Source organism: Acidiphilium sp. MT5 (genome assembly GCF_054767495.1).
In genome coordinates this window covers 37,971-56,113 of the sequence record NZ_BAABMR010000004.1, presented here as the reverse complement: position 1 = coordinate 56,113, position 18,143 = coordinate 37,971, and the positions used below count along the sequence as shown (strand labels likewise).

General features: G+C 62.0%; 14 protein-coding genes. 6 read left to right on the top strand and 8 right to left on the bottom strand.

The genetic code is table 11. The features are described 5' to 3' along the window. Positions 1 to 86 precede the first annotated feature (86 nt). The 6 genes from rimP (at position 87) to ACYUCQ_RS05730 (ending at position 7,196) form a co-directional block, all read left to right on the top strand. A complete protein-coding gene (gene rimP / locus ACYUCQ_RS05755) occupies positions 87 to 611 on the top strand; it encodes a ribosome maturation factor RimP (RefSeq protein ID WP_460253560.1) in 525 nt (174 codons plus the stop codon). A 43-nt stretch (positions 612 to 654) separates the two neighbouring features. Then, positions 655 to 2,169 (top strand): transcription termination factor NusA, encoded by a 1,515-nt coding sequence (gene nusA / locus ACYUCQ_RS05750; RefSeq protein WP_460253559.1) that lies wholly within the window; start codon positions 655 to 657, stop codon positions 2,167 to 2,169. Continuing rightward, positions 2,096 to 2,860 carry a DUF448 domain-containing protein gene (locus tag ACYUCQ_RS05745; protein WP_460253558.1) on the top strand — a complete coding sequence of 255 codons (765 nt, stop codon included), beginning with the start codon at positions 2,096 to 2,098 and terminating at the stop codon, positions 2,858 to 2,860. Before nusA ends, ACYUCQ_RS05745 begins: the two co-directional genes overlap by 74 nt. 66 nt (positions 2,861 to 2,926) lie before the next feature. Continuing rightward, on the top strand, positions 2,927 to 5,848 hold the full coding sequence (gene infB / locus ACYUCQ_RS05740; RefSeq protein WP_460253557.1) for a translation initiation factor IF-2: 2,922 nt from the start codon (positions 2,927 to 2,929) through the stop codon (positions 5,846 to 5,848). Further along, positions 5,818 to 6,222: a 30S ribosome-binding factor RbfA gene (gene rbfA / locus ACYUCQ_RS05735; protein ID WP_460253556.1), complete on the top strand. Its 405-nt coding sequence runs from the start codon at positions 5,818 to 5,820 to the stop codon at positions 6,220 to 6,222. The genes infB and rbfA overlap by 31 nt, the downstream gene beginning before the upstream one ends. Further along, positions 6,219 to 7,196, top strand: a complete 978-nt coding sequence (locus ACYUCQ_RS05730) for an L-threonylcarbamoyladenylate synthase (RefSeq protein ID WP_460253555.1) — start codon at positions 6,219 to 6,221, stop codon at positions 7,194 to 7,196. Before rbfA ends, ACYUCQ_RS05730 begins: the two co-directional genes overlap by 4 nt. A gap of 14 nt (positions 7,197 to 7,210) precedes the next feature. On the opposite strand, the gene ACYUCQ_RS05725 is transcribed toward ACYUCQ_RS05730, so the two are convergent. From ACYUCQ_RS05725 to prsK, 8 genes are all read right to left on the bottom strand, one after another. After that, the gene (locus tag ACYUCQ_RS05725) at positions 7,211 to 7,996 is read right to left on the bottom strand and encodes a sterol desaturase family protein (RefSeq protein WP_460253554.1); all 786 of its coding nucleotides are present in this window, start codon (positions 7,994 to 7,996) and stop codon (positions 7,211 to 7,213) included. 65 nt (positions 7,997 to 8,061) lie between these two features. After that, positions 8,062 to 8,850: a DUF642 domain-containing protein gene (locus ACYUCQ_RS05720; protein WP_460253553.1), complete on the bottom strand. Its 789-nt coding sequence runs from the start codon at positions 8,848 to 8,850 to the stop codon at positions 8,062 to 8,064. A 160-nt stretch (positions 8,851 to 9,010) separates the two neighbouring features. Further along, positions 9,011 to 10,213 (bottom strand): glycosyltransferase family 4 protein, encoded by a 1,203-nt coding sequence (locus tag ACYUCQ_RS05715; RefSeq protein WP_460253552.1) that lies wholly within the window; start codon positions 10,211 to 10,213, stop codon positions 9,011 to 9,013. Further along, positions 10,213 to 10,425: a hypothetical protein gene (locus ACYUCQ_RS05710; RefSeq protein ID WP_460253551.1), complete on the bottom strand. Its 213-nt coding sequence runs from the start codon at positions 10,423 to 10,425 to the stop codon at positions 10,213 to 10,215. The genes ACYUCQ_RS05715 and ACYUCQ_RS05710 overlap by 1 nt, the downstream gene beginning before the upstream one ends. Next, the gene (locus ACYUCQ_RS05705) at positions 10,422 to 11,732 is read right to left on the bottom strand and encodes a putative O-glycosylation ligase, exosortase A system-associated (RefSeq protein WP_460253550.1); all 1,311 of its coding nucleotides are present in this window, start codon (positions 11,730 to 11,732) and stop codon (positions 10,422 to 10,424) included. Before ACYUCQ_RS05705 ends, ACYUCQ_RS05710 begins: the two co-directional genes overlap by 4 nt. A gap of 8 nt (positions 11,733 to 11,740) precedes the next feature. After that, positions 11,741 to 14,575, bottom strand: coding sequence for an XrtA/PEP-CTERM system TPR-repeat protein PrsT (prsT, locus tag ACYUCQ_RS05700; RefSeq protein WP_460253549.1), 2,835 nt, complete (start codon positions 14,573 to 14,575; stop codon positions 11,741 to 11,743). A gap of 57 nt (positions 14,576 to 14,632) precedes the next feature. Continuing rightward, complete coding sequence (gene prsR, locus ACYUCQ_RS05695; RefSeq protein ID WP_460253548.1) at positions 14,633 to 16,063, bottom strand: PEP-CTERM-box response regulator transcription factor; 1,431 nt, start codon at positions 16,061 to 16,063, stop codon at positions 14,633 to 14,635. Continuing rightward, on the bottom strand, positions 16,056 to 18,128 hold the full coding sequence (gene prsK / locus ACYUCQ_RS05690; RefSeq protein WP_460253547.1) for an XrtA/PEP-CTERM system histidine kinase PrsK: 2,073 nt from the start codon (positions 18,126 to 18,128) through the stop codon (positions 16,056 to 16,058). The genes prsR and prsK overlap by 8 nt, the downstream gene beginning before the upstream one ends. Positions 18,129 to 18,143: the final 15 nt, after the last annotated feature.

Here is an 18,143-nt window from a genome sequence, read left to right as displayed (position 1 = left end):
GCCAAATCACGCTCCAGCCCGTTCGGAGGTGGCCTTAGCGGGCCGCCTTTTTTATTGGGCGGCGCGACAAGCTGCGAGTTGATCCGATGCATGAGACCCGTCCGTCCCATACCGGCCTTGAGGGCCGAATTGCCGATATGATCATTCCTGGCCTTGAAGCGCAGGGCTATGAGCTTGTGCGCGTCTCGATCATCGGGCGGCAGCGGCCAATTGTGCAAATCATGGCGGATCGCGCGGATGGCAGCCAGATCAGCGTCGAAGATTGTGAAAAAATCAGCCATCTGGTCTCCGCCCGGCTTGATGTCGAAGACCCGATTGAGGGGGCGTGGACTTTGGAAGTCAGCTCTGCTGGCATCGATCGGCCTTTGACCCGCTTGAAAGATTGGGTTCGGTTTGCCGGCCATCTCGCGCGCGTCGATATGGCGGTGCCCACGCTGCAAGGCCGCAAACGATTGACCGGCACGGTGCTCGGCGCGCAAGCGGGCGTCGCCCAGCTCAAACTCGATACCGGCGAGACGATTGAGGTGAATTTGGCCGATGTACAGCGCGCCCGGCTGGTGCTCACCGATGAATTGATCCGCGCGACGGCGCAGCCGCCGGCCGCGAACTGAACGCCTCAACATCATAGTTTTTTTAGGAAAAGCGAGACAGATCATGGATACCGCAATAGCCCGCCCTGAATTGCTGCTGGTCGCCGACGCGGTGGCCCGCGAGAAGCAAATCGATCGCGAGGAAGTGCTGGAGGCGATGGAGCAGGCGATCCAGAAAGCTGGCCGCGCCAAATACGGCCATGAAAAAGATATTCGCGCCACCATCGATCGGAAAACCGGCGATGTCCGCCTGTCGCGCTGGACCGAGGCGGTGGTGACGGTGGAGAACGAAGAGACCCAAATTCCGCTGCATATCGCGAAAAAATTCAAACCCGATATCGAGCTGGGTGGCCATTTGGTCGATCCGCTGCCGCCGATCGATTTTGGCCGCATCGCCGCGCAAACCGCCAAGCAGGTGATCGTCCAGCGTGTGCGCGAATATGAGCGTAAGCGCCAATATGACGAGTTCAAAGACCGCGTGGGCGAAATCATCACCGGCACCGTCAAGCGCACCGAATATGGGAATTTGATGGTCGATCTCAGCCGCGCCGAGGCGTTGCTGCGCCGCGATGAAACCATCCCGCGGGAGAATTTTCAGAATGGTGACCGGGTGCGCGCCTTCATTTATGATGTGCGTGACGAGTTGCGCGGCCCGCAAATTTTCCTCTCGCGCACCCATCCAGGGTTCCTCGCCAAATTATTCGCGCAGGAAGTGCCGGAAATTTACGAGGGCATTATCGAAATCAAGGCGGTTGCGCGTGATCCGGGGTCACGGGCGAAAATGGCGGTGATTTCCCGCGATTCCTCGATTGATCCGGTCGGTGCCTGCGTGGGTATGCGCGGCTCGCGGGTGCAAGCGGTGGTGGCGGAATTGCAGGGCGAAAAAATCGACATCATCCCCTGGAGCCCGAACCCCGCAACCTTCGTGGTCAACGCCCTGGCCCCTGCCGAGGTGACCAAAGTGGTGATCGATGAGGAAGGCGGCAAAGTCGAAGTGGTGGTGCCGGATTCGCAGCTCTCGCTGGCCATTGGTCGGCGGGGCCAGAATGTGCGCCTCGCCTCGCAGCTCACCCGCTGGGATATCGATATTCTGACCGAGGCGGAAGAAGGCGAGCGCCGTCAGGAAGAGTTCCGTCGGCGCAGCGGCCTGTTTGTCGAGGCGCTGGACGTGGATGATGTGATCGCCGGTTTGTTAGTGACAGAAGGCTTTGAGGGGATTGAGGATTTGGCGAACACACCGATTGAAGATTTGGCGGAAATCGAGGGTTTCGATGAAGCCATTGGCACTGAGTTGCAGCGCCGGGCGATTGTGGCGCTGGAGCGTCGGGCGGCTGAGCAGGAAGAAAAACGCCAAGCTTTGGGCGTGAGCGATGCGCTGGTGGCCATCGACGGGCTGACCCCCACCATGCTGGTGGCGCTGGGCGAAGCCAAAATCCGCACCCTCGATGATCTGGCCGATCTGGCGAGCGATGAGCTGATCGATATTGTCGGCAAGGCCAACATGGATGCCGACACCGCCAACGCCATCATCATGGGCGCACGCGCCCATTGGTTCGAAGGGGATAACCAAGCTGGCTGATCTGACCGCATCACCGCCGGATCTCGATCACGACACGGCGGATCTTGATCTGCCGGTGCTGGATGATCCGCGTGCGCCGGAGCGTCGCTGCCTGGTGACCCGCCAGGCGGGGCCGCGCGCCGCCCTGCTGCGTTTTGTTGTTGCTCCGGATCGATCTCTGGTGTTTGACGCTGCCGCAACCCTGCCGGGACGCGGATTATGGTTGAGTGCGCGGCGCGATGTGATACAGGAAGCTTTGAAGCGTCGGGTGTTCCAGCGCGCGGCTGGACGATCGTTGAATATCCCGGCTCTCACGGTCCCCGATGATTTGGCCGATCGCGTGGTGTTCGCTCTGCGCGACCGGCTGATGGCATCGCTTGGTTTGGCGCGGCGGGCGGGGCAGGCGGTGGGCGGATTCGAAAAAGCGCGCGAGGCCTTGGCCGCCGGGCGCTGCGCGGTGCTGGTTGGCGCCGCCGATGGCAGTGTGACGGAGCGGGGGCGGGTGCTGCAAGGGCGCGATGTTCCCGTGCTCGACCTATTGGACGCCGCGACGTTGGGTGCCGTTTTTGGTCGCGACGCGATTGTGCATGTTGCCCTGGCGCCAGGGCGGCTTGCCGAGATGATTTTGGCGGACGCAACACGGTTGCGCGGGGTTCTGCCCGGGCAGGGCGTTGCGCCGGGCGTGCAGAGCGGGCAGAGAGACGCCGGATGACGACGGCGAATTCCGGATCGGCGGGGCTTCCCGCTGGTTCGACCTATCAATGACGGATCGGATTATATGAGCGACGATAAAGACCAAGGCGAAACCAAAGGCCGCTTGACGCTGCGGCCAGCCAATCGAACCGAAGTTGGCCGCACGGTCGATGCCGGGTCGGTGCGGCAAAGCTTCAGCCATGGGCGATCAAAAGTCGTGCAGGTCGAAGTGCGCAAAAAACGCAGCGTCGTCGCCCCGGTCGAGGCCGATGCCACGCGTCCGGCGGCTGATGGCGTCCGCCCGGCGGCAAAGCCAGCCAGCCCCGGCCCGGTGCCGCGGGCGCTGACCGAAACCGAACTGGCCGCGCGTCAACGCGCTTTGGTCGAGCAGCGCGAAGTTGCCAAGCGCGAGGCCGAGCGCCGCGAACAAGAAAAAATGTCCATCCTCTCCGCTGCCGAGGCGGCACGGCGCAAAGCCGAGGAAGAGGCCCGCATCGCGGCCGAAGCTGCCCGCGCCCAGGCCGAGGCCGCCCGCGCACAAGCGGAAATCGAAGCCAAGGCGATGACCGAGGCCGTCACCGCCCCGCAGCACCCCGCCGATGAAACCGCCGATGCCGCGCGTGACGCGCGCGAAGCGCCGTCCGGCACCAGCACGGCGGATGATCATCTGGTCACCAGCGAACTGGTCGATAACGTCGCACCTCTGCAACCGGCGAATCGGGTGCCCCCCGCTGCGCCGCCGCAAGCCCGCGCCCATGCTGAGCGCAATAATTTCAATCGCGCCAACGGCGATCGCTCAGGACCGTCAGATCGCAACGCCCCCGCCCGCCCGGCACCCGGTCGTGACGCGGGTCGTGACGCGGGGCGTCCGGCGCCGCGCCGCGATGGGGCTGCCCCGGGCAATAACGGGCCGAATAACGGTCCTGCCCGCCGCCCCGCCGCACCGGGTAACACGCCGGTGCCCTCCGAAACTTTGCGGCTCAAGCCGGGCCGTCCCGGTGGGCGCGATGATGATGATGAATCGCCCCGCGTTGCCCGCCGTCCCGGCGGCGGCGCAACACCGGTGCGCAAACCCGTAGCACCGGTTGCCAAAAAACTCCCCGATAACCGCCGTGGTGGCCGGATCGATGTGCAAGCCGCGTTGGAAGGCGAGGATGAGCGCGTCCGCTCGCTCGCCTCAGTGCGCCGTCAGCGCGAGCGTGAGCGTCGGCAAGCCGAACTCGAAATGCTGCGCTCGGATCAGGTGCGCGTGGTGCGCGATGTCACCCTGCCCGACAATATCACCGTGCAAGAGCTCGCCAGCCGCATGGCGGCGCGCGTGCCTGATGTGGTGAAAGCGCTGATGAAACTGGGTGTGATGGCCGCCGCCACCCAATCGATCGATGCGGATACCGCCGAATTGGTGGTGAATGAGTTTGGCCATCGTGCGCGCCGGGTCTCGGAAAATGATGTGGAAATCGGCCTCGCCGGCGAGACCGATCGCGATGAGGACAGGCAGCCCCGCCCGCCAGTGGTCACGGTGATGGGCCATGTCGATCACGGCAAAACCAGCCTGCTCGATGCGCTGCGCGCCAGCTCCGTCGCGGCCAGCGAGGCGGGCGGCATCACCCAGCATATCGGTGCCTATCAAGTTACGCTGCCCGATGGCGGGCGCATCACCTATATCGACACGCCGGGCCATGAGGCCTTCACCGCCATGCGCGCCCGTGGCGCCAGCGTCACCGATATCGTGATCCTGGTGGTCGCGGCGGATGACGGGGTGATGCCGCAAACCATCGAGGCGATTAAACACGCCAAAGCCTCCGGCGCGCCGATCATCGTCGCGATCAACAAAATCGATAAGCATGATGCCAACCCTGAGCGGGTGCGCAACGAATTGCTCCAGCACGAGATCGTGGTGGAAAGCATGGGCGGTGAAACCCAGGATGTCGAAGTCTCTGCTCTCAAGCGCACCGGGTTGGACGCGTTGCAGGAAGCCATTTTGCTGCAAGCCGAAATTCTCGATCTGCGCGCCAACCCGGATCGTCCGGCTGAAGGCACCGTGATCGAGGCGCGGCTAGATCGTGGTCGTGGCCCGGTCGCGACCGTGCTCGTGCAAAAAGGCACGCTGCGCCAGGGCGATATTGTGGTGGCGGGCGGCGAGTCGGGCCGTGTCCGCGCCATGCTCGATGATCGGGGCCGCACCATCGCGGAGGCTGGGCCGTCAATGCCGGTCGAAGTGCTGGGCATGTCCGGCGTACCCTCGGCTGGTGAGCTGATCGTGGTGGTCGAGAATGAAAGCCGGGCGCGTGAAATCGCCGAATTCCGCCAGCGCCGTGAGCGCGACCGGAGTGCCGCCGCCAGCGGTGCCGCCCGTGGCACGCTCGATCAAATGCTGGCGCGAATTCAGGCCGGCGCGCAAAAAGAAGTCGCCGTGGTGATCAAGGCGGATGTGCAAGGCAGCGCCGAAGCAATCCAGGCCGTCGTGGAAAAACTCGGCAATGAGGAGGTGCGCGCTCGCGTGCTGCTCTCCGGCGTCGGGCAGATCACCGAGAGCGACATCCAGCTCGCCCGCGCCTCCGAGGCGCTGGTCATCGGCTTTAACGTCCGCGCCAATGCCCAAGCAAGGCAACTCGCCACCCGCGATGGCGTCGATGTGCGCTATTATTCGATCATCTATGAGGTCGCGGACGATATCGAAAAGCTGGTCAAGGGCAAGCTCGCGCCGGTGCATCGCGAGAAATTCCTCGGCTATGCCGAAATCCGCCAAGTGTTCAACATCACCAAAGTCGGCAAGGTCGCGGGCTGCTATATCACCGAAGGCCTGGTCAAGCGCGGGGCCGGCGTCCGCTTGCTGCGCGATGGGGTGGTGATCCATCAGGGCGAATTGTCGCAACTCAAGCGTTTCAAGGACGATGTCAAAGAGGTCGCACGCGGCTATGAATGCGGCCTGTCCTTCGCTGGTTTCAACGATTTGCGGGAAGGCGATGTCGTCGAATGCTACGAAACCGAAATCGTTCCGGCGTAGCCGCCGGCGAGCCCAGCCAACGCCAGCGGCGGGTGGCGGAAGAAATCCGCCACCGGCTCGCGGATATTCTGATCCGCACCGAATTTCGCGATCCGGCGTTAGTGGGCGCGCAGATCACGGTCGCCGAAGTGCGAATGAGCCCGGATTTGAAACACGCCACCGTGTTCGCCTCGCTGCTCGGCGGCGGTGACATCACCCCATTATTGCCCGCCCTCAAACGCGCAGGCCCATTTCTGCGCGGCGAAATTGGTCGTGGCCTGCGGCTGCGGGTCACGCCGGATTTGCATTTCCAGCCGGATGAAGCGCTGGATGAAGCAACCCGGATCAATCAATTGCTCAGCACCCCCCAGGTCCGCCGCGACCTTGATCCGTGACCGGCGGCACGCTGTATCTGCCGGACACGCCAGCAGGCATTGCCCGCGCCGCCCAGGCACTCCGCGCGGGCGAACTGGTCGCCTTCGCGACTGAAACCGTCTATGGGCTGGGCGCAGATGCGACCAACGCCACCGCCGTTGCGGGCATTTTCGCGGCCAAAGGGCGGCCTCGCTTTAATCCGCTGATTTGCCATTTTTCTAGCGCCAGCGCCGCTTTCGCGCATGCTGTGGCGGATCAGCGCGCCCGCATTTTGGCCGAGGCGTTCTGGCCCGGCCCGCTCACCTTGGTGCTGCCGCGCCACCCTGGCTCGCCCATCGCGAGCCTCGCCGCCGCCGGGTTGTCGTCACTCGCCGTGCGGGTGCCGTCCCACCCGATTGCGCAAGCCTTGCTCGCCGCCGTCGACCGTCCGGTCGCGGCACCTTCGGCCAACCGCTCCGGGCGGATCAGCCCCACCCGCCCCGAGCATGTGCGCGCGGAGCTTGATGGCCGCATCGCCGCCTTGCTGCAATCCGGCCCCAGCATGGTCGGGTTGGAATCCACCGTGCTTGATCTCACCGGCCCTGCGCGCCTGCTGCGCCCCGGCGCCATTTCCCGCGCCGCGATTGAAAGCCATATCGGCCCCCTCAGCGATAATCTTGGAGCGGACGGGGGCGAACAAATCCTGCGCAGCCCCGGCCTGCTGGCCTCGCACTACGCGCCCACCTTGCCCATGCGCCTCGACGCCCGCAGCGTCGCACCGCACGAAGCTTTGCTCGGTTTCGGCGCGATTTTGCCGGACGCGGCCCTCGCCTATAATTTATCCGAACGCGGCGATTTGCTCGAAGCCGCCGCCAATTTGTTCGATCATCTCCGCCGCCTGGATAACGAGGCAACCCGCCAAGCCCTCACTGCCATCGCAGTAAGCCCGATCCCCGACCATGATATCGGCCTCGCCATCAATGACCGCCTAACCCGCGCCGCCGCCCCGCGCTGAAATCAGGATTCAACTCACGGCGAGGAATCGGAGGTGAAGGGGCTGATGATCTGGCCGACCATGGAAGGCGGCATCGCCTTATCGATGCCGTAGTCAGTGGGCCACTGTTTCGGCAAATGCAGCGTGCCAAAGATCAGATCGACCAAAGGCAGCATCGCCGCGTAGTTACGGTCACGCATCGCATCGTTGGTATGATGCCAGTGATGGAAAAAGGGCGTGGCGACAATGGATTCCAGAATGCCAAACCGCCAGCGCAAATTGGCATGAATGAAAAACCCCCAAATCGTGCCCAGCACGATCACAATTGCGGGCGTGCGAACCCCGCCGGCCAGCCCCAGCGCAAATAACGGCGCGAAGCCGCAGAGCCGCACAAACACAATATCAACCGGGTGGGCGCGGGTGTTGGAGAGAAAATCCAACTGCGCCGCACTATGGTGAATCGCGTGAAAGCGCCACAGAAAAGGAATTTGATGGGTCAGCCGGTGTCCCCAATAAAAGCCGATTTCGGCGACCAGAACCGACAAAGCAAGTGTGGCCCAGAAGGGAAGCGACTTGATCGCGTGAGCCAACGCAATCGGCTCGGCCTGATGCACCGCCGCCCCGATGATCGCGAGCGGAACAGCCAGCAGCGCGCCGGTGAGGAAGGAATTGATCGCGTAATAGCCCAAATCAACGGCAAATTGTTTGCGAAAAATCGGCTGCCGTTCAATCGCCGCAACCCGCTCAAGTGGCACAAAAATCACCACAAGCAATAACAGCCAAACGGCCAGCCTCAAAACTTCAATGAAAAAATCATGCATTCAACGGGTTCAACCACAAGACCAAACGGTCGTCCAGGCACTAAACCTGAACGACCGGCGCCTGATCAGACTTTGGTAACCGGCTGCTTCTTCGCAGCGCGGCGGCGGCGCAGAACCAGGCCAAGGCCCACCAAGCCACCACCCAGCAACGCCAAGGATGACGGCTCAGGCACGGCGACCTGCTGCATCGAAATATTGGTCAGCAGCGACATTGGCGGCAACCCGGTCGGCGAACCAACCGCCAAGAACGACAAGGCTTCGGAGGTGCTGGTCGCGATGAAACTCATCGTCGCGGCTTCCCAACCGGTGAAGCCCTTGCTGGCATTGCTCAACACAGCGGTGCTCTGCTGAGAGCTGCCGAGGCTGACCAGCAACGAATCGGTCGTCGCACCCGTCCGGCTTGCCATTTGCGCGCCGGCCCAATCAAAGCTGATCTGATAGGTGCTGCCGACCGTAAGGCCGTTGATCACCTGGCTGATCGAGCTTTGCACGCCGGATGTCGTGTCACCATCGAGGCCAACAAACGTGCCGGGGCCGGTCGGCGGCGCGCTGACGTTCCAGATATATTCCTTGGTGGTACCACTATATTGCCCGTAAGCGTTATCGCTCATCGCGGCACTTGCCGACGGATACCAGATTTCATAGCCGTTATTACCGGTCCAGCCGGTCACGAACTGCTGGTCGGGAACCGTCGCACTTTTGCCGAACTGCGCGCTGACACTGACGCCATCAGCGACCGAGGAGAAGTTGCCATTGGTCACCAGATTGCTGGGCGGGGCGGCGTGGGCAACGCCAGCACCGACCATCAGCGCGCCGACGGCACAGGCGGCGAGGATCGTTGTTTTAAGAGACATCAGGATAATCCTTTGTTGAAGAATAAAAAACGTAGCCTCGGTATGTAAGCAGATATCGTGCCAAACTATCACTTGCCAATAAAATCAGATGCTTATGAGAATTTTAACCGATCCCAAAACGCCCACTGTAAAATTTTCCGACAGATTTTCCGCTGATCACTCACCGCCGCGCGGCCTGATACCGTGCCAGCACCGCCTCGAAAATCGCGGATTGGCCAAGGCTGATGCTGCGCCAATCATGGCGCGCCGCAAAAGCAAGCGTCGCCGCCCGATCAGGGTGTGCCGCCCAAAGCTGCCGCATCGCTTGGGCCAATGCTTCGGGCGTGTTCTCCGCCGCGACCAGTCCCGCCGCGGCTTCGCGCACCACTTCGGCGTTGCCCGGCGCGGGTGATGCCACGACAGGCGTGCCGCAGGCCATCGATTCCAGCAGCACATTGGCCCATCCCTCGCGGCTCGAGGCCAGCACCAACATGTCCGCCCCGGCATAAAACCGGGCCAATTCCTCTTGCCGGATCGAGCCGATGAAGCGCACCTGTGCGGCAAGCCCCAGCGATGCCGCCAAGCCGCGCAGCCGCGCCTCCTCCGGCCCGCTGCCGATAATCAACAGATCAACGTCATTCACACCGCCATCCCGCAGCACGCCCAGCGCCCGGATTACCCGATCATGCCCCTTGCGCGGGATCAAATGCCCCACCGAGAGCACATAGCGCCGCGCCTGACCCACAGCACCGCGCGCCGCCTCCGGATCGATCGGCATGAACCGCGCCAAATCAACGCCATTGCGCAGCACCGTCACCTGCCCCGGCGCAGCGCCCAATGTGCCGAGTCCCTCAGCCAGCGCCGCACTCACCGCAATCACATGGTCCGCCTGCTTGATCGCTGCGCGGATTTGGCGTGCCGGCCCCGGTTCTTGCGGCCAGGCCGTCACATCCGAGCCTCGCGCCGTCATCACCAATGGCAAATTGAAATGCGCGGCCAGGCGGGCCGCCGCCACCCCGTCCGGATATAAATAATGCGCATCGATCAGGTCGGGATAAAATCCATCGGCATGCAATTGTTCCAGGCCGCGCCGCATCGCCCGATATAATAACGCCGGTGTCAGCGCATGGCTCACCCCCGGCACCACCAGGTAGCGTGGGTGCAAAACATCAAGCGCAAAACGCGTCTCGCGCGGCGCCACCCGGCCCCATTGGCCAAACCGCCCGAACCGCGCGCTGCGCGATGGGAAATACGGCGTCGGCGCAATCACCCGCCCGTCGCACCCGGTATCTGCGCATAAATGGCGCAGCCGCGTTTCAACGAATATGCCATGTGATGGAAATTCGCCATTCGGATAAAGTGTCGATACCGTAACAATGCGCATCAGGACCGCTTGCGCGCCTGGGTGCGTCGTTGACGCCAGCGCGCCCCGCTGGCCGTTGGCGTTTCGCCCCCCGGTTCCGGTGCATGATCGACATAATCAAACGGCGTCGGGCGCGGCGGCTTGGCTGCGTTTTTCTCCGTCGGCTCGGCAAAACTCCAGAATCCGAGCCAGAGCACAGCCGCCAACTCCAGCAAGAAAAAAATCGCGGTCATAACGATGCCGCCCGGCGCATCCGCCATCCTTGTGCCTGCGGCGCGCTCGCCACCCGGCTGGTCTGCGTCGCGGCATGGCGCAGTAGCACCAACGCCGAGGAGACAACAATCAGCAGCATGAAATAATAATCATAATAGGCGAGGGACAGGAACGAACCGCCAACCATAAAGGCAATGATGGAGACTTCCGCCATCCGTCCAAAATCCCCAAGCCACGCCAAGGACGGATTGCGCTTGGCACGCCGCGCAATGGCGCGCGCCATCAATAAACCATTCACATTGAGCGCGATCCAAATAAACAAGGCGGGGAAACCCTGATCGCCCAGCACTTCAAACCAGATACTATGCGTGGCGCGTTGATGATCCATCGGAAAATACCGATGGATCACATCCGGGATCGCGGTGGACTGAAATCCGCCGCCGGTCAGCGGATTATGCGCGGCAATCCCGAACGCGTCGCGCCATACGGTGAGCCGATCATTCGCCGAGTTTGAATGATGGAAATGCACAATCGTGAACATCCGCGCCTGCCAATCCGGCGGCATGAACCCAATGGCGGCCACCAAGACAATGCCAATCAGCACCGCACTGATCGCCCGGTTTTTGCCATTCCACCAAAACCGTATCCCCATCGCCGCCAGCGCGATCAAACCACCGCGCGAGTAGGTCGCCACCACCGCGAATAATGTTAGCACCATCGCCGCCACCAAGCCGGTTCGCACAATTTTATGCAGCGAATGCATGCGCAAATAATTCATCAACGGCAGCGTCATCAATAACGCAACGGCGAGTTGGTTGTTATCACCAATGAAGGTATTCGCCGGTCCATACACATGGTCCTTGCCGGCGGTGAGGAGGGTAAAAATACCGCCTTTCACGCCGTAATATCCAATCGAAATCACCATCAGCCAAATAATCGCATGAAACCGCCTGCGGTTGGTAATCAAGGCCCCGGCCAGCAACGCAAAGGCCAGCGATTTCATCAGCTGCAGATAATCATGAAATTCAACTTGCGGCGGCACCAAAGCAAATAAACTGTTGATCGAAATCACACCCGCGAAGCTGAAAATCAGCGCTTGGGTGGATGTGATCGGGAATTGCTTGGGCTCGCGCCGCACCGCGCAACCAATGATCGTCGCTAACGCCGCCATTAACGCCCAAGGCAATTGAGCGCCGATCCCGTACAGCTCCTGCTGCGGGTTCATGAACGAGATCCAGTCAAACGCCAGCACGCCCACCATGGGTCGCGCCACCGCCATCCCAAGCAGGATCATGATCGCCGAGAGCAGAACCAGCAGATGCAGCATAAGCCGATTTAGCCCGGATGCTGCAATTTGGTTAACAGCGCTTCAGCCTGCGGTTGATCAGCGAACCGATGGCTCCCGGCTTTTGCTTTTGGCCCCACAATCGGCTCAAGGATCGTGATGGCCTGCGCCGTCGCGCCCGATTGTGCGAGCGCCACCGCGTCGTGATAGGCGATCGATGGATTAGCCGGATCGCCCGCATGGGCGGCGTTCAACAAGGTCAGCGCTTGCGCCGGCGGCGCCTTGCCGTGATCCTGGCGGAGCAAAATCCACCCCAGCGTATCCGCCGTTTGCGGCAGTGGCGATCCGAAATAAGCCCGCTGGGCCAACGCCACCGCATCCGCCTTACCTTGCTTGCCCTCGATCCATGCAAGGTTATCCAACGCCACTGTATCCTGCGGCGCTAAGTGCAGCGAATGGCGATAAGCCTGTGCCGCCGCTGTCAGATGCCCTTGATCGATCGCGAGCGAGCCATTCATGTCGCTCAGGGCAACATCGTTGGGAAATTGCCCGACGGCGGATTTGAGCATCGCGAGCGCTGCCGGATGTTGCCCGGCCTGCAGATCGGCCCGGATCGCATTCAGCGCCAGCGTCGGCGAGGGGGTTTTCGTATACGCCTTGGTGAACGCCGTCGCAGAGGCTTGCCATTGATGCTGCTGTTCATCGAGCAGCCCTTCCAACAAAGCGGCCTGCGGCTGATGGCTTGGATCGGCGCTCAATTGCGCGATTTGTTGCTGCGCCCCGGACGGACCTTGCTGCAGCTGGGCCAAGCCAACACGCGCCTCCATCAACGCCAATTGGTGCGGATCGCGCTGCAATCCGGCTTTGATCACCGCCACCGCCGCGCGCGGATGTTTGCGCGCGACATCGATATGCGCCAGCGCCAAGCGGCCCGCGACATCATCCGGATGGGCGGCCAGCACCGCTTGCAGGCTGAGTGCGGCTGAATCCAAATGACCCTGCGCCACCGCCAGCATTGCCCGTTGCAGCAAAACCGCCGGATCTGCACGCACGCTCGGCGATACCGTAGCAAGCAGGCCGGATGCGGCCTGGAATTGCTTCGCCGCGCGTTGCTGCTGCAAAATCGCCGCGACGAACTGCGCGTTATCCGGCGCATGACGATGCGCCCGCTCCAACGTCGCGAGTGCGGCGGCTTGTTGCCCCGTGGCCCGCTGCAAACCAACCAAGGCCAGGATGATGCGCGGCTGCGCCGGGTGCAGCGCCGCCAGCTTGGTGAGCCGATCAAGTGCGGCTGACTGGTTCTGCTCCAATAAGTCGATGCGCGCGAGCCCGAGTTGCGCCTGCACCGATTTGGGATTGGCCTTCAACAGCCGCTCAAACGCGGCCTGCGCCGTCGGCAAATCCCCATGCAGGATCGCCAGTTGCGCCTGCAAGGGCGCCGCCGCCGTGGGGCCACCCAGCGTGTCTAGTCGCGCGATGGCTTTGGTCGCACCAGGAATATCATCGGCGAACAATGCCGCCACCGCCAAATGATGTTCGGCATCCACCTGCATCGCAGTCGCATGCGGCGGTACCAGTTGCATTGTTGTTTGGAAATCCTGTTCGGCTTTCGCAAACGCACCGCTTTGCATATCCAAAAGACCCAAGCGCCGCCACGCCGCAACATCATGCGGATCGAGCTTCAACGCCTGATTGACCGCCGTGCGCGCCTGCGCCCAATGCTGCTCGTGAAAATCAACCGCTGCGCGCAAATCCAATCCTTGCGCATTCAGCGGCCCCGCCTTGGCCGCGTGATCGAGCGCGGTTTGGGCGAGTTGGTAATGGCCCGTCTGCACCGCCAGCAGCGCCACCAGCATTTGCGCACCCACATTCCCCGGCGTCTGAGCGGCAAAGCTCTGCGCCGCCGTCAAGGCGGTGGCAGGCTGACCCAACGCTTCATCGGTTTCCGCTTGCAAATAGAGAATGCCCGGAACCTGTTTCGCCGCGCCGCCAATACGCTGCAAAATGACATGCGCGTGATGCCAATGATGTGAATCAACATCGATTGTCGCCTGCAAATACGCCGCACCCACCGAGTGCGGCACAAATTTTAGTACCTCGGTGAGTTGCGCCTGTGCGGCCGGAATTTGCCCTGCCGATGATAAAGCCTGAACCAGCAGCAACATGGTTTTGATATCGGCCGGGTCTTTCTGCTTCGCCTGCTGCAATAGCGTTACTGCGTCCGCCGGCTTGCCTTCGGTCAGATCAAGCTGCGCCTGGCGCCGCAGCAAGCGCGGCGCGCCGGGGGCGAGCTTCGCCGCCTGCGCCAAACCGGCTTGCACCTGCGCCAGATCATGAGTGGCAAACGCCAGATCGATTTGCGCGTAATACACCGCCGGCGCATCCGGCGCGAATGTCGCCGCCTGCTGCAAATCCGCCTTGGCACGATCAAACCGCGATAGTACCAAGTTCGCGCGCGCCCGTGCGACGGCAATCACCGCCCCCTTCGCGCCGGTTGCCGTGCCAATCGGGTAATCATGCAACAATGCAACCGAGCGTCCTTGCGCAATATAGCAGCGCAAGAGCAAAGCAAGACTGCGATCCGGCTCAAACTTTGCCGCTAACGCCTTGCGCGCCTCGCGTTCCGCCGCGACCGGATCGCCAAGCTGAAACAGCACGTCGCCGAGCAGCGCGTGCGCCGCGCCATCATTGGGATGTTGATGGACCGTGTTGAGCAAATCCAAGCGCGCATCAAGCAACTTGCCCTGCGCCAAAGCGGTCGCTGCCCGCTGATAGGATGCGGGCTGACCCGCCCACGCCGCCGGCGCCGTGGCGATCAGCCCGCCCGCGATCATAACGGCAATCACCGAACATACCCGTCGCCGTGCCGCTGCTGTCTTGCTCATGCCCTGTTTCCTTGCCATGCGAACGCTCCCCTCAAATTTGAACATTGCCATGCCGGATCACGCTTGATCCAGCTCGTCGCCATCAGTGACATCCTCTGCGAGGCTGTCGTCACGGTCTGCCTTGACGGCATCGTTCAAGCCAAGGCCGCTAATCAGCCCATAAAGTGTCGGGCGGCTCACCCCAAGCAATTTCGCCGCGGCCACGATCGAGCCATCCACCCGCGCCAACGCCATCTGGATCGCGGCACGGTCCGCCTCGCGCCGGGCGGTGCGCAAATCATGCACCGGCAACGGGGCCGCGTCCGCCAAGTCCAAATCCCGCGCCTCGATCTTGGCATGATCCGCCATAATGGCGGCCCGGCGCACCCGGTTTTCCAATTCCCGCACATTCCCCGGCCATGAATGGTGCGCCAACGCGGCGAGAGCGGATTCCGCGAAGGTCAGTCCTGGCCGATTTTGCTCGCGCGCGAACCGGTTGAGAAAATAACGCCCCAGCAAAATCGCATCGGCCTGACGATCGCGCAAGGGCGGAATTTTGACAGTCACAATATTGAGCCGGAACAGTAAATCGAGCCGGAACCGGCCGGTTTCGACCAATTGATCCAAATTCTGATGGGTTGCCGAGACAATCCGCGCATCAACCTGGATCGGCTTGCGGCCCCCAACGCGCTCAATCACGCTCTCCTGCAGAAACCGCAGCAGCTTGACCTGCAACCCCAGCGGCAAATCCCCGATTTCATCCAAAAATAATGTGCCGCCCTGCGCCAACTCAATCCGGCCCGGCGTCTGCTTGATCGCGCCGGTAAACGCGCCTTTTTCATGGCCAAACAGTTCGGACTCAAGCAGCGGCTCAGGGATGGCACCGCAATTGATCGCAACGAAGGGCGCTTTCGCACGCGGGCTCAGCTCATGCAGCGATTGCGCGAGAATTTCTTTCCCCGTGCCGCTCTCGCCCAGCAACAATACCGGCGCGGTCGAAGGCGCAAGTTTTTCAATCGTGCGGCAAATTTTCAGCATCGATTCCGAGCCGGTAATCACCCGTGGCAACGGGCTCGGGCTGCCAATCGCATTGAGGCGGCGATTTTCCTGCTCCAACGCAGCAAGCTGGAACACCCGATCGACAATGATGCGCAAAATTTCGATATCAACCGGCTTTTCAAAGAAATCATACGCCCCCCGGCCAATCGCCAGCAAGGCATTCTCCCGCTTGCCATTGCCCGTCGCAACGATCACCTTGATCCCCGGCACCTCGCGCACCAGCGCGTCCAGGATCGCCAATCCCTCGGTAATCCCGTCCGGGTCGGGCGGCAAACCCAAATCAATGATCGCCACTTGCGGCTGCTCACGGCGCGCAATCTCAACCGCTCCGGCCCGATTTCCCGCCAGCAACACGGTGCGACCCGGAAACGCCCACCGATATTGTCGGCACAAGCCCGGATCATCCTCGACGATCAGCAGGCTCGCCTCCGCCGCGTCCTGATCAGTCATGACGCCCCTCACCATGATGTCCCGGCGCAACCATAGGTGCTGGCGCCACCGTCGGCAAACGAATCGTTATCGTCGTGCCCACGGCCTCATCGCTGACCACGTCCAAACTGCCGCCCGCCTGCACCACCAGCTCGCGGGTCTGGAACGCACCCAGCCCAAACCCGGCCTGCTTGGTCGAGGAAAACGGCTTAAATAATTGCTCACGAATAAAATGGGCACTCATACCGCAACCACGATCAATAATGCGGATTGTCACCCACCCCGCCTCATGCGCCAGCGCAACCGTCACCACCTGCCCAGCCGCGCTCGCGTCACGGGCATTATCGAGTAAATGATTAATCATCATGTCGAAAACCAGGGGATCGATCAAAATCATCGATTCTCCCGGCGTTTCCTCCAGCGTCACCAAGTCTCGCCGCGCCAGCAACGTGCGGAGCTGCGCGCCCACATCAAGGCGCGCGGTGCTTTCCGCCCCCCCTTGGTCCAACCGGCGGATCATCGCGCGAATTTTTTCCACCGAATCGCTGACGGTCGCGATCAAATCAGCCTGAAACGCCGGGTCTGCCATATGGCGCTGCGCGTTATCGATCAGGAGTGCCAGTTGGTTCGCCACATTCTTGATGTCATGCGCCACGAAGGCAAAACGCTTGCCGGTCGCCTCAAACTTGCGCGCCACCGCCAGCGCTTCGGCGGCCCGCCGCTCCGCCATCACCAGAGAAATCTCACCGGCAACCACGCTTAATAACGCCACCATCTCCCGGTGCAGCTTCTGCGCCGCACGCGGGCGGCTGAGCACCACCACCCCCAGCGGCCCGGCGGCAAACGGATCAGGCAACGCCACCGCCAGCCAAAACGGCGCCAACGGCCCATCGGGCGCCAACTCGATCACCATGTTTTGAACAATCTCAGCAAAGAGCGGCGCATCGGTGGCTAGGCCTGGCAGTTCCAACGCCGTATTCCAACCCTCCGCATAGCGCAGGCACGCATGCTCCCGATCATGGAGCAGGAGAATTCCGGTGGGCGAATCGGCTGTATCCGCCAAGGTCTTGATCGCCCGTTGCGCCACGCTCACCTCATGATCGGTCGATAATGTCGCAAGACAGCGCAACCATTCCTGCCGATAATCATAAGGTGCCGCACCAAAATGCCGGCTCAGCATCAGCATCAACCGCGATCGTGCCGAGCCTGAGCTTGCAACAATGCCCAGCGCGAGCAATCCGGCAAACATCACCGCCCATTCAACCGCCGCACCCATCCCCGCGCCGTAATCATGCAATAACGTGCCGATCACGCCGAGCACCACCATGAACGAGCCGCCTAAAATCAAGCTCGCTGAATAGAACGCGGCGTCTTTGGAGAGTTGCAACCGGCGTGGTCGCCAGCGGATCGCGCGCATCGCCCCCACGGCAAAAATCGGCAACACCATGAGCAGAAAAGCGAGCCGCGCATCAATCAACGAAGCGGCAAAATGATGCCGCAACACCACACTGCCATAGAGCAGCAAGCTCACCAGCGCCAACCCGCCGGTCGCAACGGCGGGCAGGCTGATATGCCATAAAATCTCGCGCTCGGCATTGCGCATGATATTTTCCAAAAGCACCAGAACAATCAGCGCAAAGACCAAATTCCCATCGACGGTCAAAGCAACCGCAACCGCCGGGTCAATCACCCCCATCACCAGCAAGGCCGCGAATATCAAGATCAGCGCCGCCAGCAAATTTCGTTGCACCGATGGTAACCGACTGATCGAACGGCCCCGACACACCGCCTCCAGCGAGATCACCGCGATGGTCCAGCCCATTAAAGCCGCCATCCATGCGCTCGACATCACAATCGTATCGGCGGGCATATTCGCCGGCAGAAACGCCGCACTGGCACTTGAGGTGGCCGTCAAGCCCGCCGCAACCATCATCGGCAATCGCGTGCGCAGCCACAAAGTTTTGGACATGCGCGGAAAATGCGCACGGTCTGCGCGCGGCAGTCGGGCTAGGGCGATGAAAATAGCCAGAGCGCCATACGCAACGCCGAGCGCCAGACTAACGGCCTGGAACGCCGTATTGGTCACGCCGGCTTAAAAACC

Bases quoted from the DNA above. Each gene is read 5' to 3' on its own strand.
- ACYUCQ_RS05725 (WP_460253554.1), bottom strand. From the start codon at position 7,996: ATGCATGATTTTTTCATTGAAGTTTTGAGGCTGGCCGTTTGGCTGTTA.
- prsT (WP_460253549.1), bottom strand. From the start codon at position 14,575: ATGAGCAAGACAGCAGCGGCACGGCGACGGGTATGTTCGGTGATTGCC.
- ACYUCQ_RS05720 (WP_460253553.1), bottom strand. From the start codon at position 8,850: ATGTCTCTTAAAACAACGATCCTCGCCGCCTGTGCCGTCGGCGCGCTG.
- infB (WP_460253557.1), top strand. From the start codon at position 2,927: ATGAGCGACGATAAAGACCAAGGCGAAACCAAAGGCCGCTTGACGCTG.
- ACYUCQ_RS05745 (WP_460253558.1), top strand. From the start codon at position 2,096: ATGCCGACACCGCCAACGCCATCATCATGGGCGCACGCGCCCATTGGT.
- nusA (WP_460253559.1), top strand. From the start codon at position 655: ATGGATACCGCAATAGCCCGCCCTGAATTGCTGCTGGTCGCCGACGCG.
- ACYUCQ_RS05705 (WP_460253550.1), bottom strand. From the start codon at position 11,732: ATGCTGCATCTGCTGGTTCTGCTCTCGGCGATCATGATCCTGCTTGGG.
- prsR (WP_460253548.1), bottom strand. From the start codon at position 16,063: ATGACTGATCAGGACGCGGCGGAGGCGAGCCTGCTGATCGTCGAGGAT.
- ACYUCQ_RS05710 (WP_460253551.1), bottom strand. From the start codon at position 10,425: ATGACCGCGATTTTTTTCTTGCTGGAGTTGGCGGCTGTGCTCTGGCTC.
- ACYUCQ_RS05715 (WP_460253552.1), bottom strand. From the start codon at position 10,213: ATGCGCATTGTTACGGTATCGACACTTTATCCGAATGGCGAATTTCCA.
- rbfA (WP_460253556.1), top strand. From the start codon at position 5,818: ATGCTACGAAACCGAAATCGTTCCGGCGTAGCCGCCGGCGAGCCCAGC.
- rimP (WP_460253560.1), top strand. From the start codon at position 87: ATGCATGAGACCCGTCCGTCCCATACCGGCCTTGAGGGCCGAATTGCC.